Source organism: Aeromicrobium changchenzhani (assembly GCF_057586615.1).
In genome coordinates this window covers 506,922-531,157 of the sequence record NZ_CM172480.1, presented here as the reverse complement: position 1 = coordinate 531,157, position 24,236 = coordinate 506,922, and the positions used below count along the sequence as shown (strand labels likewise).

At 61.0% G+C, this 24,236-nt stretch carries 28 protein-coding genes and 1 tRNA gene; 11 read left to right on the top strand and 18 right to left on the bottom strand.

The genetic code is table 11. The features are described from left to right. Window positions 1-10 precede the first annotated feature (10 nt). From AC2YB9_RS02770 to AC2YB9_RS02760, 3 genes are all read right to left on the bottom strand, one after another. Entirely contained in the window at window positions 11-667 is a 657-nt protein-coding gene (locus AC2YB9_RS02770) for an ArdC family protein (protein WP_487267231.1), read from the bottom strand. Between the two features lie 685 nt (window positions 668-1,352). Next, window positions 1,353-1,802 (bottom strand): bleomycin resistance protein, encoded by a 450-nt coding sequence (locus AC2YB9_RS02765; protein WP_487267230.1) that lies wholly within the window; start codon window positions 1,800-1,802, stop codon window positions 1,353-1,355. Between the two features lie 189 nt (window positions 1,803-1,991). After that, window positions 1,992-2,705 (bottom strand): AAA family ATPase, encoded by a 714-nt coding sequence (locus AC2YB9_RS02760; protein WP_487267229.1) that lies wholly within the window; start codon window positions 2,703-2,705, stop codon window positions 1,992-1,994. 432 nt (window positions 2,706-3,137) lie between these two features. On the opposite strand from AC2YB9_RS02760, the gene AC2YB9_RS02755 reads away from it, so the two are divergent. The 4 genes from AC2YB9_RS02755 (at window position 3,138) to heR (ending at window position 5,891) form a co-directional block, all read left to right on the top strand. After that, window positions 3,138-3,386, top strand: a complete 249-nt coding sequence (locus AC2YB9_RS02755; RefSeq protein WP_487267228.1) for a type II toxin-antitoxin system Phd/YefM family antitoxin — start codon at window positions 3,138-3,140, stop codon at window positions 3,384-3,386. Continuing rightward, window positions 3,383-3,643, top strand: coding sequence for a type II toxin-antitoxin system RelE family toxin (locus tag AC2YB9_RS02750; RefSeq protein WP_487267227.1), 261 nt, complete (start codon window positions 3,383-3,385; stop codon window positions 3,641-3,643). Before AC2YB9_RS02755 ends, AC2YB9_RS02750 begins: the two co-directional genes overlap by 4 nt. Before the next feature lie 306 nt (window positions 3,644-3,949). Beyond that, window positions 3,950-4,813 carry a class I SAM-dependent methyltransferase gene (locus tag AC2YB9_RS02745; protein WP_487267226.1) on the top strand — a complete coding sequence of 288 codons (864 nt, stop codon included), beginning with the start codon at window positions 3,950-3,952 and terminating at the stop codon, window positions 4,811-4,813. A gap of 280 nt (window positions 4,814-5,093) precedes the next feature. Further along, window positions 5,094-5,891 (top strand): heliorhodopsin HeR, encoded by a 798-nt coding sequence (gene heR, locus AC2YB9_RS02740; protein ID WP_487267225.1) that lies wholly within the window; start codon window positions 5,094-5,096, stop codon window positions 5,889-5,891. A 136-nt stretch (window positions 5,892-6,027) separates the two neighbouring features. Here heR and AC2YB9_RS02735 read toward each other — a convergent pair whose 3' ends face one another. The 4 genes from AC2YB9_RS02735 to AC2YB9_RS02720 form a co-directional block, all read right to left on the bottom strand. Continuing rightward, window positions 6,028-6,555: an SOUL family heme-binding protein gene (locus tag AC2YB9_RS02735; RefSeq protein ID WP_487267224.1), complete on the bottom strand. Its 528-nt coding sequence runs from the start codon at window positions 6,553-6,555 to the stop codon at window positions 6,028-6,030. A gap of 150 nt (window positions 6,556-6,705) precedes the next feature. Continuing rightward, window positions 6,706-7,347 carry a 3'-5' exonuclease gene (locus AC2YB9_RS02730; RefSeq protein WP_487267223.1) on the bottom strand — a complete coding sequence of 214 codons (642 nt, stop codon included), beginning with the start codon at window positions 7,345-7,347 and terminating at the stop codon, window positions 6,706-6,708. Next, the gene (locus AC2YB9_RS02725) at window positions 7,326-9,212 is read right to left on the bottom strand and encodes a putative nucleotidyltransferase substrate binding domain-containing protein (RefSeq protein WP_487267222.1); all 1,887 of its coding nucleotides are present in this window, start codon (window positions 9,210-9,212) and stop codon (window positions 7,326-7,328) included. Before AC2YB9_RS02725 ends, AC2YB9_RS02730 begins: the two co-directional genes overlap by 22 nt. A gap of 713 nt (window positions 9,213-9,925) precedes the next feature. Then, on the bottom strand, window positions 9,926-10,159 hold the full coding sequence (locus AC2YB9_RS02720; protein WP_487267221.1) for an RNA-binding S4 domain-containing protein: 234 nt from the start codon (window positions 10,157-10,159) through the stop codon (window positions 9,926-9,928). A gap of 54 nt (window positions 10,160-10,213) precedes the next feature. Between AC2YB9_RS02720 and AC2YB9_RS02715 the strand changes: the two genes are divergently transcribed. The 4 genes from AC2YB9_RS02715 (at window position 10,214) to AC2YB9_RS02700 (ending at window position 12,948) form a co-directional block, all read left to right on the top strand. Further along, entirely contained in the window at window positions 10,214-10,438 is a 225-nt protein-coding gene (locus tag AC2YB9_RS02715; protein WP_487267220.1) for a hypothetical protein, read from the top strand. After that, window positions 10,435-11,193, top strand: a complete 759-nt coding sequence (locus tag AC2YB9_RS02710) for a lysophospholipid acyltransferase family protein (protein ID WP_487267219.1) — start codon at window positions 10,435-10,437, stop codon at window positions 11,191-11,193. The genes AC2YB9_RS02715 and AC2YB9_RS02710 overlap by 4 nt, the downstream gene beginning before the upstream one ends. 49 nt (window positions 11,194-11,242) lie before the next feature. Beyond that, complete coding sequence (locus tag AC2YB9_RS02705) at window positions 11,243-11,941, top strand: lysoplasmalogenase (protein WP_487267218.1); 699 nt, start codon at window positions 11,243-11,245, stop codon at window positions 11,939-11,941. Window positions 11,942-12,099: 158 nt separating this feature from the next. Further along, window positions 12,100-12,948 (top strand): alpha/beta fold hydrolase, encoded by an 849-nt coding sequence (locus AC2YB9_RS02700; RefSeq protein ID WP_487267217.1) that lies wholly within the window; start codon window positions 12,100-12,102, stop codon window positions 12,946-12,948. Here the strand turns inward: AC2YB9_RS02700 and AC2YB9_RS02695 are convergent, their stop codons facing one another. Together AC2YB9_RS02695 and AC2YB9_RS02690 are read right to left on the bottom strand one after the other, a co-directional pair. After that, window positions 12,949-14,127 carry an acyl-CoA dehydrogenase family protein gene (locus AC2YB9_RS02695; protein WP_487267216.1) on the bottom strand — a complete coding sequence of 393 codons (1,179 nt, stop codon included), beginning with the start codon at window positions 14,125-14,127 and terminating at the stop codon, window positions 12,949-12,951. Between the two features lie 52 nt (window positions 14,128-14,179). After that, window positions 14,180-15,007 carry an exonuclease domain-containing protein gene (locus tag AC2YB9_RS02690; protein WP_487267215.1) on the bottom strand — a complete coding sequence of 276 codons (828 nt, stop codon included), beginning with the start codon at window positions 15,005-15,007 and terminating at the stop codon, window positions 14,180-14,182. A 118-nt stretch (window positions 15,008-15,125) separates the two neighbouring features. Between AC2YB9_RS02690 and AC2YB9_RS02685 the strand changes: the two genes are divergently transcribed. Further along, complete coding sequence (locus tag AC2YB9_RS02685; protein WP_487267214.1) at window positions 15,126-15,968, top strand: SDR family oxidoreductase; 843 nt, start codon at window positions 15,126-15,128, stop codon at window positions 15,966-15,968. A 71-nt stretch (window positions 15,969-16,039) separates the two neighbouring features. On the opposite strand, the gene AC2YB9_RS02680 is transcribed toward AC2YB9_RS02685, so the two are convergent. Beyond that, entirely contained in the window at window positions 16,040-16,630 is a 591-nt protein-coding gene (locus tag AC2YB9_RS02680; protein ID WP_487267213.1) for a hypothetical protein, read from the bottom strand. Between the two features lie 86 nt (window positions 16,631-16,716). Here AC2YB9_RS02680 and AC2YB9_RS02675 point away from each other — a divergent pair, with 86 nt between their 5' ends. Further along, window positions 16,717-17,502 (top strand): exodeoxyribonuclease III, encoded by a 786-nt coding sequence (locus tag AC2YB9_RS02675; protein WP_487267212.1) that lies wholly within the window; start codon window positions 16,717-16,719, stop codon window positions 17,500-17,502. Window positions 17,503-17,582: 80 nt separating this feature from the next. Here AC2YB9_RS02675 and AC2YB9_RS02670 read toward each other — a convergent pair whose 3' ends face one another. From AC2YB9_RS02670 to AC2YB9_RS02650, 5 genes are read right to left on the bottom strand one after another with little or no spacing between them, the layout of a single operon-like run. Further along, complete coding sequence (locus AC2YB9_RS02670) at window positions 17,583-18,872, bottom strand: class I SAM-dependent methyltransferase (protein ID WP_487267211.1); 1,290 nt, start codon at window positions 18,870-18,872, stop codon at window positions 17,583-17,585. After that, window positions 18,869-20,242, bottom strand: coding sequence for an FAD-binding oxidoreductase (locus tag AC2YB9_RS02665; protein ID WP_487267210.1), 1,374 nt, complete (start codon window positions 20,240-20,242; stop codon window positions 18,869-18,871). Before AC2YB9_RS02665 ends, AC2YB9_RS02670 begins: the two co-directional genes overlap by 4 nt. Window positions 20,243-20,267: 25 nt before the next feature. After that, window positions 20,268-20,693, bottom strand: a complete 426-nt coding sequence (aroQ, locus tag AC2YB9_RS02660) for a type II 3-dehydroquinate dehydratase (RefSeq protein ID WP_487267209.1) — start codon at window positions 20,691-20,693, stop codon at window positions 20,268-20,270. A 5-nt stretch (window positions 20,694-20,698) separates the two neighbouring features. Continuing rightward, window positions 20,699-21,373: a pirin family protein gene (locus AC2YB9_RS02655; protein WP_487267208.1), complete on the bottom strand. Its 675-nt coding sequence runs from the start codon at window positions 21,371-21,373 to the stop codon at window positions 20,699-20,701. Then, window positions 21,366-21,716, bottom strand: coding sequence for a metallopeptidase family protein (locus AC2YB9_RS02650; protein ID WP_487267207.1), 351 nt, complete (start codon window positions 21,714-21,716; stop codon window positions 21,366-21,368). Before AC2YB9_RS02650 ends, AC2YB9_RS02655 begins: the two co-directional genes overlap by 8 nt. A gap of 91 nt (window positions 21,717-21,807) precedes the next feature. Here AC2YB9_RS02650 and AC2YB9_RS02645 point away from each other — a divergent pair. Further along, a tRNA-Glu gene (locus AC2YB9_RS02645) sits at window positions 21,808-21,883 on the top strand. Between the two features lie 242 nt (window positions 21,884-22,125). Here AC2YB9_RS02645 and AC2YB9_RS02640 read toward each other — a convergent pair. Genes AC2YB9_RS02640 through AC2YB9_RS02630 form a run of 3 tightly spaced genes read right to left on the bottom strand, consistent with a single transcriptional unit; the run spans window position 22,126 to window position 24,234 of the window. After that, window positions 22,126-23,010 carry a cytochrome c biogenesis CcdA family protein gene (locus AC2YB9_RS02640; protein WP_487267206.1) on the bottom strand — a complete coding sequence of 295 codons (885 nt, stop codon included), beginning with the start codon at window positions 23,008-23,010 and terminating at the stop codon, window positions 22,126-22,128. Next, on the bottom strand, window positions 23,010-23,720 hold the full coding sequence (locus AC2YB9_RS02635) for a DsbA family protein (RefSeq protein ID WP_487267205.1): 711 nt from the start codon (window positions 23,718-23,720) through the stop codon (window positions 23,010-23,012). The genes AC2YB9_RS02640 and AC2YB9_RS02635 overlap by 1 nt, the downstream gene beginning before the upstream one ends. Next, window positions 23,713-24,234 (bottom strand): hypothetical protein, encoded by a 522-nt coding sequence (locus AC2YB9_RS02630; protein ID WP_487267204.1) that lies wholly within the window; start codon window positions 24,232-24,234, stop codon window positions 23,713-23,715. The genes AC2YB9_RS02635 and AC2YB9_RS02630 overlap by 8 nt, the downstream gene beginning before the upstream one ends. Window positions 24,235-24,236 lie beyond the last annotated feature (2 nt).

The window sequence follows — 24,236 nt, the reverse complement described above, 5'->3', positions numbered from 1 at the left end:
CGTATGCGCACTACCCGGCCAAAAGGACCAGATTCCGGGTCGGTAGTGCGGTCAACGGTTCATGGAGTGACGTTTTGGCGGCTGCTGCCGGTTCCAACCCATCGGACACGACCACGGATCGGGTGCCGTCTGTGGTGGTGTAACCATTCGCCGCGCTCTCGATGGGTTCGCGGGTCAACGTCCACCCGGTGCCAGCCAGCCACGCTGTAACAGCGTCGGTGATGCCGTCGGGGTCGTCGCCGGTCAACAGTTCGACCCGATTATCTACCTGCTCGGCTCCCTCGATCGGTTCGGTTTGGCTGATGTCGAACAGGCTCAGGATCGGGAACCGGCAAATGAGGCGCTCGGTTTCGTCGCCGTTGGCGTCCTCATCGGTAATCTTTTTGGTCGAATATCCAAGGATCTTGATGCCCTTCTGTCCCTTGCGGACCTGCCGACCTTTAGCCTGCCGCTGGCGGAACCCCGCCACCTGCGACGCATCCGGCTTTTGAGCCAAGATCAACAAAACGTTGTTCAGGCTGTAAGCGTGAAACGAGGTCGCGAACGTGAGGAATTTTTGCCACGCTTCGGAAGAGGCAAGCGCCTCGACCTGCTCGGCCAGTTGGGCGTGGAGAGCTTCGGCTTCTGCCTTGCGTTGCTCGGATGACTTACCGATCTTACGTGCCATGATGATGCCTTTCTCGGTGTCCGACTTGGGCCGGGCGGCTGCTTCGCTGCCTGCCCGTTAGGCAAGGACACCGAAGGTGCACACACACAGCCCAGCCGAAGGCTGGCCAATCAGATCCCTACGCCCTTGCCGGCCACACCTGGCTGGCACAACAACAGCGCCGCCTCCGGCGGCACAAAAACCAGGCTTCAGACGGACGGGGAGGGTCTCAAAAGTGAAGATCCGGCATTGATCCCTCGCTACTATCCGAGGCGCTCAACACAGCCCCCGCCAGATGGCCAAGGGGATCGAGCCTAGAACCCGTTGCGAGCCCCCCAGAACCCGCTTCCCCAGATCGCTCACCTTTCTAACCCCAGCCGCGGGCTCAAAGCCGCCGCCGCTCGACGAGGCGGGTCGAGCACCACAAATCAAGTTCAGGCTGCCTTGAAACCTATGGGTTTCGAGACACATAGGTTACGAGACACATGCGGAGCAGGTGGAATGGAAATAGCTTCCATCTGCGATGTTCTGGCGACGCTATATAACGGCCCCAGTTCAACATCCCGCATAACACCCCTGTCCCGGAATGCCCCTCCGAACGGCTCCAACGGGACGCTCGTTGTTCAGCGTCCTGGTTGACCTGTGCTGTCGTCGTTTGTGGTTCCTCCGGGGGACGGTGCCGCGTTCGGAGTGAGGGCTGGTGGTGTTACTGCGGAGTGTCGCCGAACGGGGCGTCGTGAGTGCTCAGTTCGCTGGTTGGGCGGGTGCCGATGTGTTGGGTGGGGCGCAGCGCATACCCGTCCGGATCGGGCACAGTGAATTCGCGGACGCCGACCTCGTCGTCGGTGCGCGCGAACCAGCGTTCCTGGATCGGATGGCCGATACTGTGCCCGGCGGCGACCATTGCATCGTGGATTGCGGTGGCGTCCTCGACATCGATGCTCAGGTTCAGTCCGCGCCTGTACGGGCGGTCCAGTGCTGGGCCGGGATCGGGCCGGTCATGCTCCGCGGCTTGCTCGAGCATGAGGTCAATCCCGTGGCCGAGGGTGAGGTAGGCGAAGCGCTCGGCTGGCCTCTCGTAGACGACGTAGAAGCCGAGCAGCGTATAGAAGGCGATGCTCGCGGCGAGATCGTCGACGATCAACTCGGGCACCATGACGGCAGTCTGTCAGATCGACGCTCAGCCCAACTGAGCGTCGGGGTTCGGGCACGAAGTGCGACGCCGGCACGTGCGCCGTGGCGCGATGCGCCATCGGGAGGCGTTCTCGGGGCCTTCGCCCGGCTCAACCTGTCACGCAGGCGAAGGAGTCAGGTGGGATTCGTGTGGCCTGCAGAGTCAACGCAGTCAGTCCAACACGTGGCGCAGGTAGCGGTCCGGAGTGTCGAGGAAGGCGCGCCAATGGGACACGATTTCTAGCTCATCCCACACTGTCTCGCGGTAGCCCCAGTCGCCAACCTCAAGGACCGTTGCTCCCGGCAGTGAGGCAAGAAGCGGTGAGTGAGTGGCGCACACGACTTGTCCACCGTGGGCTGCTAGATCGGCAAGGACTCTGATCAGAGCCAGGGTGCCGGTGAAGGAGAGCGCGGCCTCGGGCTCGTCGAGGCAGTAGAAGCCTGGCGAGTCGCACCTAGCGCGCAGGACAGCCAGGAACGACTCACCGTGGCTCATCTCGTGGAACGAAGTTCCGCCGCTGTCTTCACTGAAGGTGTACCAGCCGTGCATGGTCTCGGCCCGAAGGAAGAAACCGTATCGCTCGCTCCCGATACCGCGCTGCAGACGCAGCACCTTCGACAATGGCGACTCGGTTGGTCGGGTCGAGTGGCGCCCGAAAGCAGTACCACCCTCCGGGGAGAGTCCGTAGGCGACCGCCAACCCCTCGACCAGAGTTGACTTCCCGGTCCCGTTCTCGCCCACTAGAAAGGTGATCCCTGGCGGCACGACGAGTCCGTCCTTGACCAGTTGGGCCACGGCCGGCACCGTTACCGGCCATTCCGTCGAATCGAAGCCATCGCCCGGGTCGACCCAGGCGCGCACTACCGGTGGCTGATCGATATACATGCGTTGAGGCTACGACACCGCGACGGCGGTTTGAGTGAGGCAGTCGCAGCTTTTCTAGAGCCGAGGCCCGCCGACACCGGCGTTCTCCAGAAGCCGATCCTGATACGGCCGCAGTGCACTCGTAAACCGATCGCGGTTTCTAGTGTTCGCCGCAACCGATGAGCTGTATTCGGGGCGCGTTACCCGCGAGCTCGAGAACGCTGCATCGGTGTCTCGTAACCCTAGGAATACGAGGTATCTCATCGCGAGCGGTGATTTGTCGCGGGCTCGTTGGAACAGATCGAGCACCGCAAATCGGCTTCAGGCTGCCTTGAAACCTATCTGTTTCGAGACACTGAGGTTACGAGACATCGCATGGATAGAAAGCGGGAATTCAGTTCGTGGCCTCGCCTTGCCATGTACATCGATCGGTCCACGATGTACAATTGGGCCATGTCGAACGTCAGCGTCGCGGACGCCCGCAATAACTTCTCAGGCGTGATCGCTCGCGCCAAGGGCGAGGCGGTATTCATCGAACGTCGCGGACAACGTGCCGCAGTAGTGATCAGCCCCGAACGGTATGAGCGAATGCTGGAAGCACTCGAGGACGCCGAGGATGCCGCGGCGTTCGACGAGGCGATGGCCGAAGAAGGCTCGAACATTCCTTGGGCACAAGTCAAGGCGGACCTGGGCTGGGTATGACGTACCGGATCGAGCTGCGACCTGCCGCTGTCCGCGCGCTGAAGCGAATAGATCATCAAGACCGCGACCGCATACGTGGTGCGATCGCTCTGCTCGGTGAGGATCCGCGGCCGCCCGGAGCCAAGTCACTTCAAGGTCGACAAGGGCTAAGGGTTCGTGTGGGCAATTACCGCATCATCTACACGATTCAGGATGATGTTCTGCTGGTCGTGGTCGTGTCTCTCGGGCATAGACGCGACATCTACGAGCGCAGGTAGATCCGCGGATCCCGCCTCAAACCGACGAAGCTCGCGCGCCTACCAAGCTTCTACTCAACCCGTCACGCCTTGAAACCCATAGGTTCCGGCACAGATGAACGCCAAACCTGCGCAGCCAGGTGGTGTCGCTCCACCGTCCAGCGAACCGCGTCTTTTTGCCGCGAATGCCGCTAGGCGAGTCCGTAGTCAGTTCACTCGATCGTGAGCTCGGGATTCTGGGTAGCGTCCTTGTTCGATACGGCCTGAGTTCCGCCCGCAACTGCCATACTGGCTTCGCGCGAATGAGCGTCTTCTACTTTGGGGTGTGTGTCAACGACGGGACGGCCGATGCCGAGTGTTGAAGAAATCCAAAAAGTCCAACGAGCGACGTGGGCAAAGTGCTCTGCAGGGTGGGACAAATGGGACGACATCATCAGTGATCAGCTACGCCCGGTGGGCGCAGCCCTCATCGACCGTCTCGACATAGTGGACGGTCAACACCATCTGGATATTGCCGCTGGCACGGGCGAGCCGGGGCTGAGCATCGCCCGACTCGCTCCCACGGGTTGCGTGGTGCTGACCGACCTGGCACCGGAAATGCTGGCTGTCGCACAGCGCCGAGCCGACCGGCAGGACATCACCAATATCAGTACGAAAGTCTGCAGCGCTGATGATCTGCCGTTCGCGGATGCCACATTCGACAGCATCTCAGTCCGTTTTGGGTACATGTTCTTCCCCGACCTAGCCAAAGCGACTGCCGAGTTCGTGCGGGTGCTCAAGCCAGGCGGGCGCATCTGCTCATCAGTATGGATAAAGCCCGATGCAAACCCCTGGACAACGGTCCCCATGCAGGCAATCGCTGCCGAGACGTCGCTGGCATCTCCCGACCCCGACGGACCGAGCATGTACCGATGCGCGGCGCCCGGCTATGTCAGTGCCTTGTACGAAGCCGCCGCACTGCGCGACATCGCGGAGTGGGAGGTCGACGTCGTACTGACAACGGATTCGGCCGAGCAGTACTGGGACGTTGTCAGTGAACACATCTCGTCCGCAGTTGTTGCTCTTGAACAGGTCGACAAGTCGACCCGCGAGCGGATCAGGGCCAATGTCATCGTCAGCGTAGGCGCTTACGAAAAGAATAAGAAGATTCGGGTTCCGGGCGTCGCGCGCGGCATCATTGGAACGAAATAGGAACGATCCATAAGGCAGCCTTCATGAGCCGGCCAGTTTGCGTCATTCTACCGCGTATGACTGTCAACAGCGGGATCCCGCTGTTCCCGATGTTGGGGGATCCTTGCTATCCCGTGTGCCGAATCGCAGCCGCGGACGCCCCACGCGTGAAATCAGTTCGATCGCTTCGCTGCTCACATCTCCGCAAGCCGCGCTTTGCCTCAGCCTCCGAATAAAACCAAGTTATCCGGCGATGGGCGCAGATTGTTGCCGGTCGCCCTATCTCATCATCATCATGATCATGACTTCTGCGAACGTTCCTGCGCCGCGGCAAGCCACGGCTTCCGGAGTGACGGCGACGCGTCTGCGCGATCTGCACCGCTGGAACGTTGGCCTGGGTGTCCTGCACACAGTGCAGGCCGTCGCGATACTGCTGTTGGCTGGTGGCTTCGCCATAACCGTGACGTCGCAATTCCCGCAAGGCCCGCCGGGCAGCGACGTGCCCGCGCCCGACGCTCTGTTCGATGTGCGAATTGGTGCCGCTATCGCGGTATTCCTCGGACTCGCTGCCATCGATCACCTGCTCACTGCCACCTTGTGCAGAGCCCGCTACGAACGGGACCTGAAGGCTGGCTTTAACAGGTTCCGTTGGATCGAGTACTCCTTCAGCGCGACCATCATGGTTCTACTCATCGGCCTTTATAGCGGGATCACCGGAATCTCCGCGGTTGTCGTGATCGCTGGAGCCAATGTCGCCATGATTCTCTTCGGCTGGATTCAAGAAGTCAGTAACCCGCCGGGTCGAACTACGACCACGATGATGCCGTTCTGGTTCGGCACCATCGCCGGCGCGGCACCCTGGGTGGTGATCAGCATCAACTTCGCTGGGGCTGGCTCATCAATCCCCGGTTTTGTCATCGGCATCTTCGTCTCGCTCTTCGTGCTTTTCATGAGCTTTGCCCTCAACCAGTGGCTGCAGTATCGGCAGATCGGGCCGTGGAAGAGCTACGCCTTCGGTGAAAAAAGCTACCTCGTCCTGAGTTTGGTCGCGAAGAGCGCTCTCGCATGGCAGATCTTCGCCGGCTCCCTCGCCAGCTAACGACAACGGCTTCAGGCTGGCAGGTCGATCACAGGTCGTCGTGATGACGACGGGCGGGCGAGATTGGGTAAGTGCGGCTACGGCCTACGAGGAGTGGATCTTCCGACGTTGTGATTTCGTCGACGAGATGCACGGATCACTCGGCTGGGAGCAAAATTGGCGCAACAACTTCATTTCGCCGCCGGAACCAAAGGGTCCACGGCGGGTCAAAGCGCGCAAACCGCACCGGACCGTTGACCTCGAGGCCCGCTGCCTCCAGGGCAATCAGGAGCCGGCGGGTGTGTTCCTCGTAGCGTCCGCGTGACCAGCGTCCGGAGAACCTCAGTGCGGCCGCTGTCTGAGGCGGAATGATGCGCAGATGGACGTCACGGTCCGTCGGCTTTGGAGAATCCTGCAGGTCAAAGCCGCTGGGCATCACGAAACTGACGACGTAGCTTCCAGACTTCTCATCCTCGGCCTCCTGAATCACAGGGGCAGTCATGTCGACCTTTTGCGACCGAGCATTGCGGCCACCGATATAACCGAACAAGCGTCTAAACGATTCATTTCCGACGCGCTCGAACGATCCCCTCACACGTGTTTCGGCAACCACATGCTCTGGATACCACCGCAACTCGAAGTCGGGGTACTTGGTCACGACGTCGTAGGCCTGTTCTTCGGTCATGTCCTCATGCTCTCGCTTCTCTCAGCCACCTGAGAAGTGTCGCAGGTCCTCGATGTCGAGGACCATGGTGGATGTTGACCTTCCGGCGCACCGAACACGAAGCCTCCAGCAACCGCAGTCGCATCAACAGCGCGGCCGACCGGAATTAAATCAGCGGCTGAGCCGCGCAAGCCCACGGACAGAGACGTCCTCTCCACGTTCTTCGAGTTTGGCAATCATCGCCAGCATTGTCATCGCCGTCGTCATGGCGTCGCCGAGGGCATGATGCGGCGAAACTGCCGGTAAATCGAGACAACGCGCAAGGTGCTCCAGCGATGGCTCGCGATCTCCGCCTGACGCCAGGCCCAGATGCTTCGCGAGCCCGGCCGTGTCGATCATGATGGAAGGCAATCGCTCGCCCCTCGGCCTCAGCGCACGATTGAGGAACGCCCGCTCGAACCATGCAGAGTGGGCGACCAAAACGGCGCCGTTGGCAAAACGCCGGACGTCTTCAAGAACGTCGTCAATCGGCGGACAGTCCTCGACCTCGCTGGGCAGGATCGAATGGACCGTTATGGAGTCCGCGGAGATTTCGCATGAAGGGCGTGCCAGCAGATACAAAGTTTTGGCAGCAATGCGGCCCTCATGGACCTTGACGGCTCCCACCGAGATGATCTCGTCCCTACGCAGGTCAAGACCGGTCGTTTCGAGATCGATAACGCAAAATGTTGCATGCTTCCACGGAAGGTCGACCGGCTCCTCCCATGCAACCGTCCGCGACCAGCCGCGCGTCATTTTAGCCGCGATACCCATTCGCTCTCCAATCTCGACTGGACGCGAGCAATCGCTCGGAACGATTCACGGAGATGCCGTCGAGCGAGCGTGTCCAGATCTGCCGGAGCAATGTAGGTCGACACCGGGGACGCAGTTTGCATCGAATCAAGTTCACGCTCGAACAACAATTCGTACATATCTTCAAAAGCTCGTCCGAGGACTTCGCCCTCGTCGGAGGTCAACAGGCCCGACGCACTTCCCCGGCGGATACGGTCCAACGTTGAGCCCGACGTGTCGCCCGTGGTCAAACCCACCCAACGACCGATCGCAACGACCGGCAGAAGTCCGCCGCGTTTTAGGTCGAGCTCGCCACGGTGTTCACCGCTTGCCTCCACCACGAACTCCCGTACGAATCCTGTCGGTGGTCGATGCGCGAGCGTCAACCGCATCATCTCCCGCAGGAAACGCTTGCTGCACGCCTCGTTCGACAGTTCATCGGCCAATTGTTTGCCCAACCCAAGTCCGGTGACCGGTCGGCTGTCCGCGATGACCGAGCTCAGCAAGAGCGCGCCCGGACCATCCGGCTCGCTGCGCCACATTCGCGCCGCGCTGAGCCAGGCATCGAGCGATCGATTGAAGAGCGGGTTGGTGGCATTGGCCCCGTCAGGGCATCGACGCAAGCCGCAGCGCTCGAGACCTTTGATGACACCCTCGGCGATCGCCTGGAGTCGCTCTGGGTCGGGCCCGACATCGGAAGACAGCGATCTCCAGACCAAGCCGGTATCGGTGTCCGAGAGCGGGAGCGGCTCGCGCCTGGCCAGCGAACCGAGGACCAACCAAGACGTGGACACGTCCTCCCCGATGACAGCGAAACTGGGGCTCAACGCGACGACCCGCTCGATGACAGCATCTACGATCGCACTATGCAGGGCACCGATACGGATGGCCGGAGTCTCGGCCTTGTAGAGCTCGGCCAGCGTCAGCCCTAGCAGATTAGAGGCCTTGGCCAAGTCGGCCATCGTGTGAGCATCATTGATGGCGGCACGGATCATCAGCGGATCCCTGATGGCTGATGACGAGAGATCCACGGCACGGACGACGCCAACGGGTTCGCCCGAACCAGCCACGACAATCAGATGATGCACGCCGCCCTGAACCATCTCGAGAAAGGCGCTTCCGGCGGATAAGGAGTCGCTCACAGCACGTGCGGGCGTGGTCGCGATTATTGATACCGGAGCGTCGACCGGGATTTGACCCGTCGCTACCTTCGACCTGCAGTCACTGTCGGTCACGATTCCGAGTCCGTTAGCTGACCGGACAAGGATGTAGGAAAGTCCCGCATCACTCATCCGACGTGCTGCCTCCCGAACCCGCGTGTCCCCGGCACACTCCAGCACTGGCCGCAGGAAGTCTGTGACGCTTCTGGACGCAAAGTCATGTCTGGCAGATGTCGTTCTCGGATGATCGACCATTGTTCCGAAATGGGCGAATGCCAATCGTTCGGCAGCGTCCAAAAATGTGCGTGGATCGGGTATCCGGTAGCACAGCGTGTCCTCGACAGCCACGACGGAAAGTGCCGGCGCAAGCCCCGACAGAAGAGAGACATGACCGAACGTGTCTCCTTCCGACAACTCGTCGACGACTCTGCCGCGATCGACGATTTGGACGCTGCCCTTGCGGATTACTCTGAGACTCTCCAGCCTTGGACTATCCGGCGCAACGATCACGGTTCCCTTGGCGAAATATTCAGTCTCCACACGCGCCGCGACCCGCTCTAGGTCATCGCCGCTCAGCGCGTCATACGGAGACTGTTTGCCAAGAAAATCTGCGAATTCCTGCATCAGGTCACGCAGATACCGTCGAGCGTGGAACCGAATCGTCGTCTTGGGCGGCCGACGGCGCATTCGACTGGTCCAGCGGTTCGAATCTGACAGCCATCGGGTCCCAACCTTCTTGTTCTCTTGTCGACCAACAGCGTACGACGGCTTTGTGCTCTAGGGGCATCCATCCAAATAGGAATTTAGTGCGGGCCGAGCGTCAAAAACGTACCAATTTGCTCTCCACCTGTTGACGCACGATACACATACGCGCAGGTCAGCGGGGCCGATCTTCAGGTCACACCGGATTCTCAGAAAAGTTCTGTGCTTTAAACCAATCACTGTCCGTCGGATTGCCGGCCGCTTGCGACTCGTTAACGCCAGAGGTACGAAGCAGCGGCTGGCCAGCGACCTCGGGTTCGAACCAAAACCCGTGGACCGGCGACCAAGCACAGCAATGGAAAGGTCACATATGTCCAACGTGATAATTCGTTCACTCGGCACCGCTGCAATCGCTGGCGGGCTCATTTTCGCCGGTGCTGCTGGCGCCTCTGCCGACAGCAGCAACAGCTTCACCGGACAGAGTGAGTCGAACACCGACTCGACGAAGGATTCATCCTCAAATGCGTTCGGATTCTCCAGCGGCCCGATAACGATCGACCCGGCGGGAACGCTGACGAACCACTCCAGCTCGTCCTCGCAGAACCAGTCCGACCGCACCGACAAGCATGCGCATAGATGTGGCCGGGCATTATGCCCGGCCACATCTATGCGTGACGACGATCAGGACACAGACCGCATCATCCGACTTTGGCGCTCAGCGTCTCGCCTGGATGTTGCACTCCGACCAACGTGCCCGCAACGAGTTGTCGGCCGCGCTGCGTACAGACTGCGCCGTCGACAAGGACATCGCCGCCCTGAATGAGTTCCCGTGCCTGCGCACCCGATTCGGCCAAGTTGGCCAGTTTCAGAAATTGGCCCAGCCGGATCGTGCCATCGGCGACCTCTACCGTCGGAATATCCTCAGCGCTCATGCCCCGAGTCTGCCACCGACCGATTCCGTCTGTCTTGTCGATTACCCTTGCATGATGATCCTCGCCGAACATTATCGTCGCCTTGCTGCCGACTTCGTCACCCTAGTAGGGCTGTTAATCGAGCGCACTGTTGATGCCAACGCCTTCCTCGACTCGATGGGTCAAATGTTCTACGACTACGGCGCGAGTGCTCCCGCGCTGCCCGTCGCTGCCGACGCATCCGCACAAGACAAGCTGCTCGGCCGGGCCGGCCGCGATGCACACTGGTCGCCGGTGTGACCGACCGGACCTATCGGGTTGTCGGTCGGCTATTGGCGATCTTCCACTGGTCGCTCGCGATCGATTTTGACATTCGTGGCGCCGAATATGTACCGACCTCCGGAGCTGTGGTGATCGCCAGTAATCACATTGGCTTCCTCGATTTCACTTTCGTCGGTCGCGTTGCTCGGACGCGTGGCCGCAATGTTCGGTTCATGGCCAAGCGTGGCATCTTCGAGCTTGCGATCATCGGCCGATTGATGCGCGCAATGAAGCACATACCGGTGGATCGCAGGTCCGGCGCGATCGCCTACCGGCAGTCATTGCGGCTGATCGACGCCGGCGAGATCGTCGGCGTCTTTCCCGAAGCAACAATCAGCCGGTCGTGGCTGCTCAAGCCGTTTAAGCGTGGCGCCGCCGGCATGGCTGCCGCGCGGCAGATTCCGGTCATTCCCGCGATCGTTTGGGGCGGGCATCGGATCTACACAGTCGACAGCCACCGCAGCCTGCGCCGCCACCGCCCGGTCTCGATCCTGTTCGGCAAGCCGCTCGTACCAACCCCCGGTGAATCGATCGACGCGCTGTCAGCTCGTCTTCATACCGCAATGGAAGCGCTCCTCGATGAAGCGATCGACAGCTATCCACAACAGCCAAGCAATGCGGCCGACCGCTGGTGGCTGCCGGCCAGCAAGGGTGGCACCGCACCCGATCCAGCAACAGCGGCGCGCCTCGATCGCGAAGCGTTGACCCGAATCGGCGACTCAATCGACGACTGAATTGCTGCACCACGGGACGTAGACCCCTCCGGCGCAATAGTCTGACCTCATGACTGCTGCCCGTAGCCCATGGATCATCGCATTCGCCGCGATCCTTGCCATCCACTTAATTCTCAACGGCGCGGACGTTTCGCCGTGGGTCGGCATCACCAAGGTGATGATCATCCCGATGCTCATCGTCTGGGTCTGGACCCAGAACGGCCCAAAACTGATCATCGTCGCACTCGCGTTCTGCACGCTCGGCGACCTGTTCCTGATCTGGGACAACCTGTTCACCGCCGGCATGGCAGCATTCGCGATCGGCCATGGTTGCTTCATCTACTTCTTCATCCAGCGCGGCGCGCTCGAACAACTTCGACGCAAGTGGCCAATCGCGGTGGCTTATCTCGTAGTCGCCGCCGCGCTCATTGGCTATCTGTGGGACGGATTGCCGGCCGATATCAAACCGCTCGTGCCGGTGTATGCGTTGCTGCTCGTCACGACGGCGGCGACCTCGCTCGCCCTCGACAATCGCGCTGGCCTTGGCGGCGCATTGTTCTTGTTTTCCGACGGCCTGATTGCGATGGGCGAGGCGAACAAGTGGCAACCGGCAGGCCCTGGTGTCTGGATCATGGCGATGTATGGTCTCGGGTTGTTCTTCCTATCGGCCGGAATCCTTAACCGGGAACACGCCACCCAATCGGCGGGCGACGGCTTCGACCCGACAACCCGCACCGACTGCTGGCCCCGCCTGCCCGCCGCGCGGTAGCGCATACTGGAAATATGAGCGACTTCGAACCTGACGGTGACACTGGTGGGGATCCCGCCTGCTGGTTGTATCGTGTCTGCCAAAACTGCGGTGCCCTCGCCGAAGAAGAACGTCCCACCGTGTGCAAGCGCTGCGGTTCCAACGAATTCGGCGACTAAATGTTCGGCACCCTCGCCCAGGTCGCGGTCGGCGATCTGACCTTCGACGTATGGACCGATGGTCCGGCCGATAGCGCACCGGTCCTGCTTCTGCACGGATTCCCCGAGACTGCGCTGAGCTGGTCATTCGTGGCTCCGCTACTCACCGCCAAAGGGTTGCGTGTCATTGCCGTGAATCAGCGCGGCTATTCGGCCGGCGCCCGACCGACCGAGATGGCTGCCTATTCCGGCGCGGCCCTCGTCGGTGACATCGCTGGCCTGCTCGACGCGCTCGACCTCGATGCAGTCCATCTTGTTGGTCACGATTGGGGCGCCGCGGTCGCATGGCCGTTCGCAGTCGCACACGCCGATCGAGTCCGCTCATTGACGGCGGTTTCGATCCCGCACCTGGCCGCCTACGGACGGGCGCTCCGCGAAGATTCTGATCAACAACAGCGCGGCGCTTACATCGGGCTGCTCCGCCAGCCAGGCAAGGCCGAGGACGTTCTTCTCGCTGACGATGCCGCCAAACTCCGCGCGATGTATCAGGACATCGTGCCCGCCGATCACGTCGAGGAGTATGTCCAGCTGCTGGCCGCGCCGGGAGCACTGACCGCCGTGCTCAACTGGTACCGGGCGATGACCGCAGACTTGGGCGAACTCCCTGCGGTCACCGTGCCAACAACATTCGTATGGAGTGACGACGATACGGCGATCGCGCGCGCAGGTGCCGAGGAGTGCGGCCGCTTCGTGACGGGGCCGTATGAGTTCGTCGAGCTCAAAGACATCAGCCACTGGATCCCTGAGCAAGCACCCGAAGCACTCGCTGCGGCGATCATCAAACGAATCGACTCAGTCGACCGGAACTGATCAGCGGAACGCCGATTCGCCGGTCAAGCTCTGGCCGATGATGAGCTGATGCACCTCAGATGTGCCCTCGTAGGTGAGGACCGATTCGAGGTTATTGGCGTGCCGGAGCACCGGATATTCCAGCGAGATGCCATTGGCTCCCAAAAGTGTGCGGCACTCCCGGGCAATCTTGATCGACTCGCGTACGTTGTTGAGTTTGCCGAGACTGACCTGTTCGGAGCGCAGCGTGCCAGCATCTTTGAGCCGACCAAGGTGCAGCGCCAACAGCATGCCCTTGCCGAGTTCGAGTGTCATGTCGGCCAATTTGAGTTGCGTCGTCTGATAGGCCGCGAGCGGCTTGTCGAAAATCGTGCGATCCCGGACATATGACAGTGCCGTCTCGAGCGAATCACGTGCTGCACCTAATGAGCCGAATACGATGCCGAATCGGGCTTCATCAAGACATGACAGTGGCCCACGTAGGCCCGCAGCTTCAGGCAACATCGCCGAGGCAGGTAGGCGCACATCCTCGAGGACGAGTTCGCTCGTGACCGAGGCCCGCAATGACAGTTTGTGGGTGATCTCTGGCGCCGAGAAGCCTGGCGTGTTGGTCGGGACGACGAAGCCACGAATGCGGTCATCAGTGCGCGCCCACACCACCGCGACATCGGCGATCGAGCCGTTGGTGATCCACATCTTGCTGCCGTTGAGGAGCCAGTCGTCACCATCACGGCGCGCATTGGTGCGCATGCCGCCCGGATCGGAGCCAAAGTCGGGTTCGGTCAGACCGAAGCAGCCGATCGCTTCGCCGCTGGCCATGCGCGGCAGCCATTCGGATTTCTGCTCCTCGCTGCCCCATTTCCAGATCGCGAACATTGCCAGCGAACCTTGCACCGACACCAGCGACCGCAACCCTGAGTCGCCGGCTTCGAGCTCAAGACAGGCAAGTCCGTATGCCGTCGCGCTCATACCAGCGCAGCCATAACCCTCCAGATGCATGCCGAGCACTCCGAGCGAGCCGAGTTCGGTGGCGAGTTCGCGCGCCGGGATCTCGGCGCGGTCGAACCAATCAGCGATGTTGGGCTTGACCCGATCATCGACGAATCGACGGACCGACGCGGCGATTGCGCGCTCGTCGTCGGAGAGAAGAGCGTCGGTACCGAACAACTCGAGCGGTGTCTGCGATGTATTGGTGGCCATGGTCAAATCTTTCATGTTGTGGTGACCGCGTCGAGACCGGGCGGTCAACGACTCAACCGGTCTGGACTCGGCCGAGCGGCCAGCCCTTGGGATCATCAAGGGTTCGGTTGTTTTTGGCCGCATAGGCATTCCAGTCGGCGGCGCGCAAGGCATACATCTGGCGCTGATGTTGGACCAATTGGGGGAAGCTCATTGCGGCCAGCTCGCGGTGGCGGGCGCCCATCTCGCGGGCAACGTCACGGGCGGCGCGGGCATCACAGGCCGCGTCGTGCGCATTGTCGATGACGACTCCGTAGTAGTCGCAGACGGCGGTCAGCTTGCGTGCGCCAAGTCGGCCGCGCTCGATCCCCCAGTCAATGACGTAGGGGTCAACGACGAAGAGCCGGTCCCAGTCGGGCTGCTCGACGCCGTGCCGTTCAGCCTCGGCCCGCAGCATGGTGAGGTCGTATGCCCCGTTGAAGACGACCAGGCCCGCACCGCGGTCGATGACACCTTGAACCCATTGGGCCACCACGGCGATGCCGGCCGCGGCCGATTGCGCATCGACGACATCGGCATCGCCGAAGCCGTGCACCGCGGAGGATTGTGGCGGGATCGGCACGCCTGGATTGATCAGGCCAACGAACTCTTCGCCTCGATCATCCAGTAGGCCGTAGCTCACGACGCGGTCGGTGAATGGATCGACACCGGTCGTCTCGAAGTCGAATGACGCCAGCGGAGCCGTATGCCAGCCCGGGTGATCGGCACGAGCCGGCGGCTGCGGTTTGCAGCTGGGACAATAGGTCTTCCAACCACCGTGCGGACCCACGATGATGCCGGCCCCCACCTCGACCCAGGTCGAACACCCGGAACACTGCTTGCGGAACTTGTTGGTCGCCATGACGAACCTCCTGAGGTCACCGTAGTGCTACCTGCCGACAGTGCAGACAACCAATCAAGTGATACATTTGTACAGATTCGTTTCGGCCAGACCGGCCAGTCACACCGGAAGGCCACACATGACCAGTTTTGCCGCCAAAAAGACTCTGATCACCGGCGCTGCCAGCGGGATCGGCGAAGCGACCGCGCGCCAGGCCGCCAGTGAGGGCGCAATCCTCGTCCTAACCGACATCAACGCTGAACTGCTCGCCAGCACCGTCGCCACGATCACCGCTTCCGGTGGCACGGTGGCCTGCTCCGAAGCCCTGGACGTCGCCGACCACATCGCCGTCGACGCCTTTGCCGCGCACGTCGACGCCGAAGTCGGCCCGCTCGATATCGTGATGAACATCGCCGGCATCTCAACCTGGGGACGCATCCAGGACCTTGATCACTCGCATTGGCGCCGTACGGTCGACATCGACCTCATGGGGCCGATCCACATCATGTCGGCATTCATTCCGCCGATGATCGCGGCCGGCAAGGGCGGCCATCTGGTCAACGTGTCATCGGCCGCAGGCCTGTTTGGGTTGCCGCTGCACGCCCCATACAGCGCCGCGAAATTCGGCCTACGTGGTGTCAGCGAAGTACTTCGCTTCGACCTTGAACAATACGGGATCGGCGTCACGCTGGTCTGCCCCGGCGCTGTTGACACCCCGCTGGTCGGCACTGTCGACATTGTCGGCATCGACCGTGACGATCCGAGGTTGCAGCGTGCGGCCGCGGACTTCCAGAAGCATTCTGTGACGCCCGATCAGGCGGCGGGATCGATCATCAAAGGCGTCAAGCGCGGCACCTATCTCGTGTTCACGTCGAATGACATCCGGATCGGGCACTGGGCGCAGCGCTGGTTCCCATACGGCTATCGCAAGGCGATGCGCAAACTCAACGCGAAGGTTGCTGGGCTACTCGCGGCAGGCTAACCCCAATGGGCGGTGTCTGAGCAACGTAACCGAGCCCTATAAGGTTGCTGAGGCACCGCCGACACTGGAGATCAGTGCTCATCCGGTTTCGTACGTCCCTGTTTGATCTCCTCTTTGAGTGTTTTGACCTGCTTGCGACGCCGGGACAACATGATCGACGTGGACGAGAAGACAACCGCCAATAGGCCGCCGACGATCACGCCGATAAGGGTCGCCCAGCGGAACCCGGGTGCCTCGACATCCATGATGCGCTCACCTGCGTGGGCAGCGTTGTTCGTGCCAACAACCACCCCGAGGGTCAGCCAGTTCGGTGCGGCCAGAACGAGCGCCACGACGATAACGCCAAGTTTCGCCTTCCAGCTGAACAGTTTGCGCCGGGCTTGGAAGATCAGCAGAACGGGGATGAAGGTGAAGACGAAGCCGTAGAAGAAGCCCCACATCGTGCCATTGCCCATACCGCCACCGGTTTGATCGGCAACCCGTTGCGCCCACCATCTGGGGAGGAACGATGCAGCGATCTTGTAGATGATGACTGCCGCAACGATCACCAGTAGCCCAACCACCGCCCGACGTACCCATTTCTGCGTCCCAATCCTGCCCGGATCATACGCGGACGGGTTGCGCGGGGATGGCTCGACTCTGTCGGACGATTCTTCGCTCATACGGTAATCATGTCGCGATTTGGTGCCGTTGACGAGTCTGACGGGCGCTCGAAGCCGCGCGTTGTGAAACCCGGTAGTTTGGGCACGTGCGCATTGCTACCTGGAACGTCAACTCCATCCGCTCGCGAATCGACCGGGTTGCGGCCTGGCTCGAACGCTCTGACTGCGACGTCTTGGCGATCCAGGAAACGAAGTGTAAGGAGGAACAGTTCCCCTTCGACCGGCTGCACGAACTCGGCTACGAGGTCGCCCATTTCGGCATCAATCAATGGAATGGCGTCGCTGTCATCTCCCGTGTCGGGCTCGAAGATGTCGCCCGATCCTTTGCCGACAATCAGCCGCAGTTCGCTGACGTGCTTGAGCCGCGGGCGATCGGCGCGACCTGTGGCGGTATCCGCATGTGGAGTCTGTATATCCCCAACGGCCGCGACCTTGAGCATGAGCACTACACATACAAACTTGATTGGCTCGCGAAGCTGTCCGAATCAGCAGCCGGCTGGCTGGCGGCGAACCCCGAGGCGCAAATTGCGCTGACCGGTGACTGGAATGTCGCGCCGCTTGATGAGGATGTGTGGGACCCCTCGATATTCGTCGGGACGACTCACACCTCGGCACCCGAACGGGCCGCCTTCCAAGGCGTCATCGACGCCGGCTTCGCCGAGGTCACGCGCGCGCATACGCCCGGCCCGGGGGTCTACACGTTCTGGGACTACCAACAACTGCGTTTCCCCAAGCGGCAGGGGATGCGCATCGACTTCGTTCTCGGCTCCCCCGCGCTCGCGGCCCGCGTCGAGACGGCCTCAATCGACCGGAACGAACGGAAGGGCAAAGGCGCCAGCGATCACGCCCCGGTGATAGTCGACCTGAACTAGCCGACACGATTTGAAGCCTTTGACACCTATAAATCGACGTTTTAGGCGCCAAAGGCTTCAAATCGGGGGGTCGACGTGGCTTAGCTGCCCCAGGTTGGGCGAAGCGGCCAATGGGAATTGCCGGCCTCATCGGCCTTGACCGCAAGTACGTGGTGCAGCTCGATGTCGTTGGTCTCGAATGCCCAGCGTGAGCCGGCCATGTAGATCCCCCACACCTTGGCCCGGCCGATGCTGACCTCTTCGAGGCACTCGTCCCAATGCGCGGCGAGATTCTCGCTCCAGCCCTTGAGCGTCAACGCGTAGTGCTCACGGAGATTCTCAACATGCCGAACTTCAAGTCCGCTGTTCTGAACCGACGTCGTGATCCGGCCAACACCGGCGAGCTCGCCGTCAGGAAACACATACCGATCGATGAACGCACCGGTATCGGTCGAGTGATTATCGGGCCGCGTGATGCAGTGGTTGAGCATACGGCCGCCTGGCTTGAGGTGGTCGTGGATGAACGCGAAGTAGGAGTCGTAGTTGCGTATGCCAATGTGCTCGGTCAGCCCGATCGAACTGATCGCGTCGAATCCCATCTCGGTGACATCGCGATAGTCCATGAAACGGACCTCGGCCAGATGGTCCAAGCCGTCACGTTTGATTGCCTCCTGTGCCCAGGCAGCCTGCTCCTCAGACAGTGTCACCCCGATTGCTTTGACGCCATAATGCTTCGCAACGTGCCGCACCATGCCGCCCCAACCACAACCAAGGTCAAGCAACCGCTGGCCCGGTTGAAGATCGAGCTTGCGGGCAATCAGGTCGTACTTCTCGAACTGCGCCTCCTCGATTGACGCATCCGGAGTGGGGAACACCGCACAGGTGTAGGTCATCGCCGATCCGAGCACGAGTTCGTAAAACCGATTGGATACGTCGTAGTGGTGATGAATCGCCTCGGCGTCACGGGTCTTGCTGTGCCGCAGACCCTCGAGCGCACGACGCCATTTGGGCAGGTGCTCCTCTGCCGGGGGCGGCGGGGGCTTGAGATTGCTGAACCCTAGGCTGCGGATGATCTGCAGCATCTCTGCCGGCGGCGGCATCTTGACCTTCAGATTGCTCTGCAACAAGACCATCGCGTCATATGGATTGCCCGGATGCGCGCCCTCGAGCTCGATGTCGCCCGAGACATACGCACGGGCAAAGCCGAGGTCGCCCGGCGCAGTCATCAGGTAGGAGAGTCCACGCTCGTTGAGCAGCTTCAGCCCGACCGGCGAGTCGGCCGGACCGGCGCTGCTGCCGTCATAGGCCGAGAACCGGAACGGCAGCCCGCCTTTCATCAATCGTTCGAGTGCCCCAGCGATGCTGATTTTTGTGTCGAGGTCGATTGTCATGTGTTTCTCACCGCTTTGTCGTAGAGGTCGGTCAGGCGGCTGTGCGGGTCGTAGCGCTTGCGCACCGCGGCCAAGGTCTTGCCACCATACATAGAATTGAAAGTCGTTCGGTCGTAAAAAGATTCCGAATAGAGCGATTTGTGCCCGCCGAGAGTCGACACCTTCGACTCGATCATGCGATTGACGGCGCCGTCGGGGCTGTCGGCCGAGACCTCGACGGTGCCCCAGAAGCCAACGTTGACATAGATATCGCCAACACCGAGCGGATAAAGCGGCCATGGTCGTTGGACCCGCAACGGGCAGAGCCATACCGGGCGCATGCCAACCGAATCATCAAACCATTCGAGGAATTCGCCGAGCGCGTCCAGCGGCACTTCGATGTCCTGGATCACTCGCTCACGGCCCTCGACTTTCTTGATCCGATCGAGTTTGCCGCTGATGTTGAAGCGGCCATCCAGGGCAATCAATTTGTGGAATACGTCGCTGCGCCGCCACTTGCGCGGCCAGAGCCGGCGGACGATTGGCTGCTGGGCGCCGAAGGCACTCGAGCACCAGAACCAGTCGGTATCCCAACGCCAGAGGTAGTCATACATCGTCAATGTGTCGAGCGAACGGGCCTGAATCGAGCGATAATAGATGTTTTGCCCGGTGTAGTCGCTGGGCGTTCCCTGACCGCCGGAGTCGGGTGTCTCGACGAACGTTGCGAGGCTCAAATAGAGCTCGGTCGGGCTGAACGACGTACCGTCCAGTCCGTCGACGCGGACGCCTTCCCAGGCTCCGTCGGCAATGATTTGCCCGATCGCCTTGGCCGTCTCGGCCGGATCGTTGAAGCGCACGTGCCGCAGATTGACGAAGTCGGGAACGGCCTCAAGCCGGATCCGCAGCCTCGTTGCATAGCCGAGGCTGCCGTATGAGTTGGGGAACGCGTCGAACAGATCGGCGTGCTCATTCTCCTGCGTCGCGGTGACAATCTCGCCGCTGCCGGTCAGGATGTCCATCTCGAGCACTGATTCGTGCGGCAGGCCGTTGCGGAACGAGGTCGACTCGATGCCAAGACCGGTGACCGCACCGCCGAGGGTGATCGTGCGCAGTTGCGGGACGACATAGGGGATGAGTCCGTGTGGCAGCGTCGCGTCGACCAGATTTTCGTAAGTACACATGCCTTGGACGTCTGCGATCTGGTTGGCAACATCGATCGCGATGACCCCGCCAAGACCCGTGACATCGAGGCCTGGCTGATCGGTGGCCACGCGCGGGCGAAACAGATTTGACGTCTTCTTGGCCAGCCGAATAGGTGCATCCGGGCCGATCGCACGATACGACTCGACCAAGACAGCTACGGCGGTCCGATGGGACTCCCAACCCTTCATAGCCCCACTCTTTCACATCGGTGCGTTATGCAACTTTCAGGAACCTCAACGCTGCGGCATAGCCTTCAATTCCCATACCCACGATCACCACGGTCGCGATATCGCTCAAATAGGACGTATGTCGGAACGCTTCACGCGCGTAAACGTTGCTCAGGTGGACCTCGATCAACGGTGCCGAGAGTTGTGCCGCGGCGTCCCGGACTGCCACTGAGGTATGCGTCCAGGCGCCCGCGTTCAGGATCACCGGCTCGCCCGCATCGGCGGCCGCATGCAGCCAGCCGATCATTTCGGCCTCGTCATCAGTCTGACGCACATCGATGGTCTGATCGGTCTCATCGGCGACGGCTTCACAGCGGGTGACCAGATCGGCATACGTCGCCGAGCCGTAGACATCGGGTTCACGGATCCCCAATCGACCGAGGTTGGGCCCGTTGAGCACGTGGACGGTCATGGAGGTCACCTTTGCATCTGCCAGATCAAGACTTCGGTCGTTTGCCCACCGATCCCGGCGGCACAGACATCGTACGCACCGGCGCTGGTCAGGCGCAGCGAGTCACCCGGGCGGAGCAGGTATTCGGCCGCCGAGACCCGGCCGCGCGTGACGTGCAGATATGACAGCGGGGCGGCGGGAATGTGCGCCATTTCGCCCGGCCCGCAACGCACCAGCAGCAGCATCGCGTGCTCTCGGTTGACCGGAATTGTCGGAACGAGGCGGCCGGGCTCGACCGTGCGCTGTACGTATGCCGGCTCGCCCGCGTTGTCCGAGCGGAGCATCATCTGGACGAAATGCAGCGGTTCGCTCTCGGACGCGTTGCGTTCGCTGTGTTGGACGCCGTCGCCAGCGCTGAGTCGTTGTATCAGTCCCGGCGTGATCACACCGCTGTTGCCGATCGCATCCTCATGGCGCAATTCGCCCTCAAGTACCCAGGTGACGATCTCGACGTATGCGTGATGGTGCAGGTCATAACCCTGACCCGGATCGATCGTCTCCTCGTTGACCGCGAGCAGCGAGCCGAAGCCGACGTTATCGGGGTCGTAATGCGCTCCATAGGAGAAGCTGTGTCGCGTCGAGCTGCCGTCGCCGACCGTGAGGAAGCGATCCTCGGCGCGGTGAACCGTAATTTCAGGCATAACCGAGCTCATGCAGTCGTTCGTCGTCGATGCCAAAATAGTGGGCGACCTCGTGCACGACAGTGATACCGACTTCTCGGATCACGTCCGCCTCGGTCGTACAGATCTCGAGCGTGGGTCGGCGGTAGACAAAGATCCGGTCGGGCAACACCGCGCCATACATCGAATCGCGTTCGGTCAACGGGATGCCGTCATAGAGCCCGAGCAAGTTCGGGTCGGCGGCGGGCGCGTCATCCTCGATGAACAGAACAACATTGTCCAAGCGGTTGATCAGCGCTTCGGGAATCGCCGCGAATGCGGCCTCCACGAGCTCGTCGAATCGCTCGTCGCTGACTTCGATCATGGGTCCAGTCTGCCCGATCACTTAATCGGCATGCCCGGTTTGGGGCTCACGGCCGCATGCGCTTATGCTTGACCCGCTTCACAAGCGCCTGGCCCCCATCGTCTAGCGGCCTAGGACGCCGCCCTTTCACGGCGGTAGCACGGGTTCGAATCCCGTTGGGGGTACCACTAATATAGAGCGGCTGACCTGCGGAGATGCCCTCAGCCTCTAAGGCTCCCCAGCGGCAGATCGGTCCTTGGGCAACACGGTGGCAACAGGAGCTTCGTCCGGGGCGCGTGAACTGACCACAATTGTTGCCGTCGGCAATCACGGTCGCGGACCGGTAGGACCCTGGCTGCCAAATGGACCGTCTACGACGGCACCAAAGAATATGATCCGCGCGGTTTAGCGCTTAAGTCTGCGCTATCGCTCAGACACGATCCGAATCCGACGGAACGGTGGAGGCGGTCGCAGTTGAGTCACGTCGGCGTGACCGCCGCCATGCGACAAGGCCTGCGATGAGGGCGATGCTTGCGGGAACTGCCCAAAGCGGTATGGCGTCGGCGATGCTGGTGGCGACTTCTTGTGCAGACACTTCCAGTCCAGTGGTGTCGCCGAATCCCAACATCCCGGTGATCCCTGCGGTGCCGTCGAAGCGCAAGAAGATAACGCCGATGATGACGAATAGAAGCCCAGAGATGAGTGCCGTCGAATGCACGTGGAGCTTGCCGAGATTGAACATGCGGCCGCGTAGAAAACTGCGACTGCCGAGCTGGAATCGATCCCAGAACACAGCGAGAACGAACAACGGTGCCGCCATGCCGAGTGCATAGACCGCGAGCAGGGATCCGCCCTGAAGTGGTGAGTCCTGGGTTGCGGCCATCGTCAGAATGGCGCCAAGAATGGGACCCGAACAGAAACCCGCCAGACCATAGACCGCACCGAGAACGAGGGTCGAGCCCCAGTTCATACTGCTGACGACCGGTCCATTTGCAAAGGTGTGAAGTTTGCCGGCAAACGGTGTCGCGAAACTGCGACCAAGGATCTGGAAAAGACCGATGGCGATGATCGTCCAACCCGCGATGCTGATCAGCAGCGGACGGTGCCCGTAAAAGATTGACGAGGCGGCGCTTGCCCCGACGCCGAGCGGGACAAGCGTGATCAAAAGCCCCAGGTAGAACACGCTCGTGCGCATCAGCAGCGCGGTTCGGTTCGCGAACGCGTAGGCAAAAAACGACGGCAACAACAGCGCGCTGCACGGCGACAGGAGCGCAAGCATGCCCGCGAACAATGCCGCAAGTAGGCTGACATCCATTATTTCGCCGCAGCCGCGGCAGCTTCGATCGCTTTCTCGAACACTCCGATTGGTTGAGCACCTATGACGGGCCGGCCGTTGATGATGAATGCTGGTGTTCCGCTGACGCCGATTGACTGGCCTTCATCGAAGTCTTTTTGGATCGCTTGTTGGTTTTTCTTCGAGTTCAGATCTTGCTGGAACTTGTTCGTGTCCAGACCGATTTTTTTGGCGATCTTGACGAAATATTCGGTCGTCAATTTACCGCTGTTGGGGGTTTCTTGATTGGCGAACATCGCCTTGTTGAACTGCCAGAATTTGTCTTGGTCGGCGGCGGCCCGTCCGGCCAACGCGGCTGCACCGGATTCCTTGCCAAGATAGGGGAAATCTCTCCATTCGATGCGCAAGATGCCCTTGTCAACATACTTTTTGATCAGTTTGGGTTCCGTGTCGCGGGCAAATCGGCCGCAAAACGGGCACTGAAATTCCGAATAGTCGACCATGACCACCGGAGCATCAACAGCACCGACGGCCATCGGATCATTCGCCACGCGCCGCTCCAAACCGGGCAGCGGCGGTGCCGACTCGGTCTTGGTTATTTTTGCAGCACTCTTCGGCTCATCGCTGTTTGATGATAATTGCGTTACTAGGACAATCGCCGTTGCCAATAACGCGATAACAGCGATGATGAGCGGTGCCTGAAGCTTTTTCCGTGGGGTGGTGTCAGTCATTGATCTGCGCTCCCGATTGTCGTGTAACGACGCTTTTCGCTGGAATTGGACATTCGATTTCGCCGCGGAGTCGATATAGCAAGGCCCACAGCAACAACCCGACCGCTACCACTTGAAGCAGCGGCTGAATGGGCTCGAACCATGTCACCGCACCGGCGCTGCCAAGTGCGACCAGAACGAGCTTGTTACATACCGGACAACCGACCGCGAAGAAGGTAAGGAGGCTGCCGACGTAGCCACCCACTCGTGACTTGTCAGAAATTTCAGACTCGTCCTGATTGGCGTCCGATCCTGCGACATAGGTGGCAATTAGCAGTCCGGTCAAAACCGAAGAAATGATCAAGGCCGGCCACGACCACCACGTCGGTGGGATCTCGCGGCTGAAAAATGGTGTGTCGATCAGGTCCGTCGGTATCGCGACCACGACAGCGAACGCGATCGCAGAGATTCCCGCGACTAACCACCTACGGAGTGCCCAAGAGCGCATCGCGGTGAAGGCTTGTGCGGTCTTCACGC

Excerpts from the sequence above, each read along its gene's own strand:
- AC2YB9_RS02770 (WP_487267231.1), bottom strand. The coding sequence starts at position 667 with ATGGCACGTAAGATCGGTAAGTCATCCGAGCAACGCAAGGCAGAAGCC.
- AC2YB9_RS02765 (WP_487267230.1), bottom strand. The coding sequence starts at position 1,802 with ATGGTGCCCGAGTTGATCGTCGACGATCTCGCCGCGAGCATCGCCTTC.
- AC2YB9_RS02760 (WP_487267229.1), bottom strand. The coding sequence starts at position 2,705 with ATGTATATCGATCAGCCACCGGTAGTGCGCGCCTGGGTCGACCCGGGC.
- AC2YB9_RS02755 (WP_487267228.1), top strand. The coding sequence starts at position 3,138 with ATGTCGAACGTCAGCGTCGCGGACGCCCGCAATAACTTCTCAGGCGTG.
- AC2YB9_RS02750 (WP_487267227.1), top strand. The coding sequence starts at position 3,383 with ATGACGTACCGGATCGAGCTGCGACCTGCCGCTGTCCGCGCGCTGAAG.
- heR (WP_487267225.1), top strand. The coding sequence starts at position 5,094 with ATGACTTCTGCGAACGTTCCTGCGCCGCGGCAAGCCACGGCTTCCGGA.
- AC2YB9_RS02735 (WP_487267224.1), bottom strand. The coding sequence starts at position 6,555 with ATGACCGAAGAACAGGCCTACGACGTCGTGACCAAGTACCCCGACTTC.
- AC2YB9_RS02730 (WP_487267223.1), bottom strand. The coding sequence starts at position 7,347 with ATGGGTATCGCGGCTAAAATGACGCGCGGCTGGTCGCGGACGGTTGCA.
- AC2YB9_RS02725 (WP_487267222.1), bottom strand. The coding sequence starts at position 9,212 with ATGCGCCGTCGGCCGCCCAAGACGACGATTCGGTTCCACGCTCGACGG.
- AC2YB9_RS02720 (WP_487267221.1), bottom strand. The coding sequence starts at position 10,159 with ATGAGCGCTGAGGATATTCCGACGGTAGAGGTCGCCGATGGCACGATC.
- AC2YB9_RS02715 (WP_487267220.1), top strand. The coding sequence starts at position 10,214 with ATGATCCTCGCCGAACATTATCGTCGCCTTGCTGCCGACTTCGTCACC.
- AC2YB9_RS02705 (WP_487267218.1), top strand. The coding sequence starts at position 11,243 with ATGACTGCTGCCCGTAGCCCATGGATCATCGCATTCGCCGCGATCCTT.
- AC2YB9_RS02700 (WP_487267217.1), top strand. The coding sequence starts at position 12,100 with ATGTTCGGCACCCTCGCCCAGGTCGCGGTCGGCGATCTGACCTTCGAC.
- AC2YB9_RS02695 (WP_487267216.1), bottom strand. The coding sequence starts at position 14,127 with ATGGCCACCAATACATCGCAGACACCGCTCGAGTTGTTCGGTACCGAC.
- AC2YB9_RS02690 (WP_487267215.1), bottom strand. The coding sequence starts at position 15,007 with ATGGCGACCAACAAGTTCCGCAAGCAGTGTTCCGGGTGTTCGACCTGG.
- AC2YB9_RS02685 (WP_487267214.1), top strand. The coding sequence starts at position 15,126 with ATGACCAGTTTTGCCGCCAAAAAGACTCTGATCACCGGCGCTGCCAGC.
- AC2YB9_RS02680 (WP_487267213.1), bottom strand. The coding sequence starts at position 16,630 with ATGAGCGAAGAATCGTCCGACAGAGTCGAGCCATCCCCGCGCAACCCG.
- AC2YB9_RS02670 (WP_487267211.1), bottom strand. The coding sequence starts at position 18,872 with ATGACAATCGACCTCGACACAAAAATCAGCATCGCTGGGGCACTCGAA.
- AC2YB9_RS02665 (WP_487267210.1), bottom strand. The coding sequence starts at position 20,242 with ATGAAGGGTTGGGAGTCCCATCGGACCGCCGTAGCTGTCTTGGTCGAG.
- aroQ (WP_487267209.1), bottom strand. The coding sequence starts at position 20,693 with ATGACCGTCCACGTGCTCAACGGGCCCAACCTCGGTCGATTGGGGATC.
- AC2YB9_RS02655 (WP_487267208.1), bottom strand. The coding sequence starts at position 21,373 with ATGCCTGAAATTACGGTTCACCGCGCCGAGGATCGCTTCCTCACGGTC.
- AC2YB9_RS02650 (WP_487267207.1), bottom strand. The coding sequence starts at position 21,716 with ATGATCGAAGTCAGCGACGAGCGATTCGACGAGCTCGTGGAGGCCGCA.
- AC2YB9_RS02640 (WP_487267206.1), bottom strand. The coding sequence starts at position 23,010 with ATGGATGTCAGCCTACTTGCGGCATTGTTCGCGGGCATGCTTGCGCTC.
- AC2YB9_RS02635 (WP_487267205.1), bottom strand. The coding sequence starts at position 23,720 with ATGACTGACACCACCCCACGGAAAAAGCTTCAGGCACCGCTCATCATC.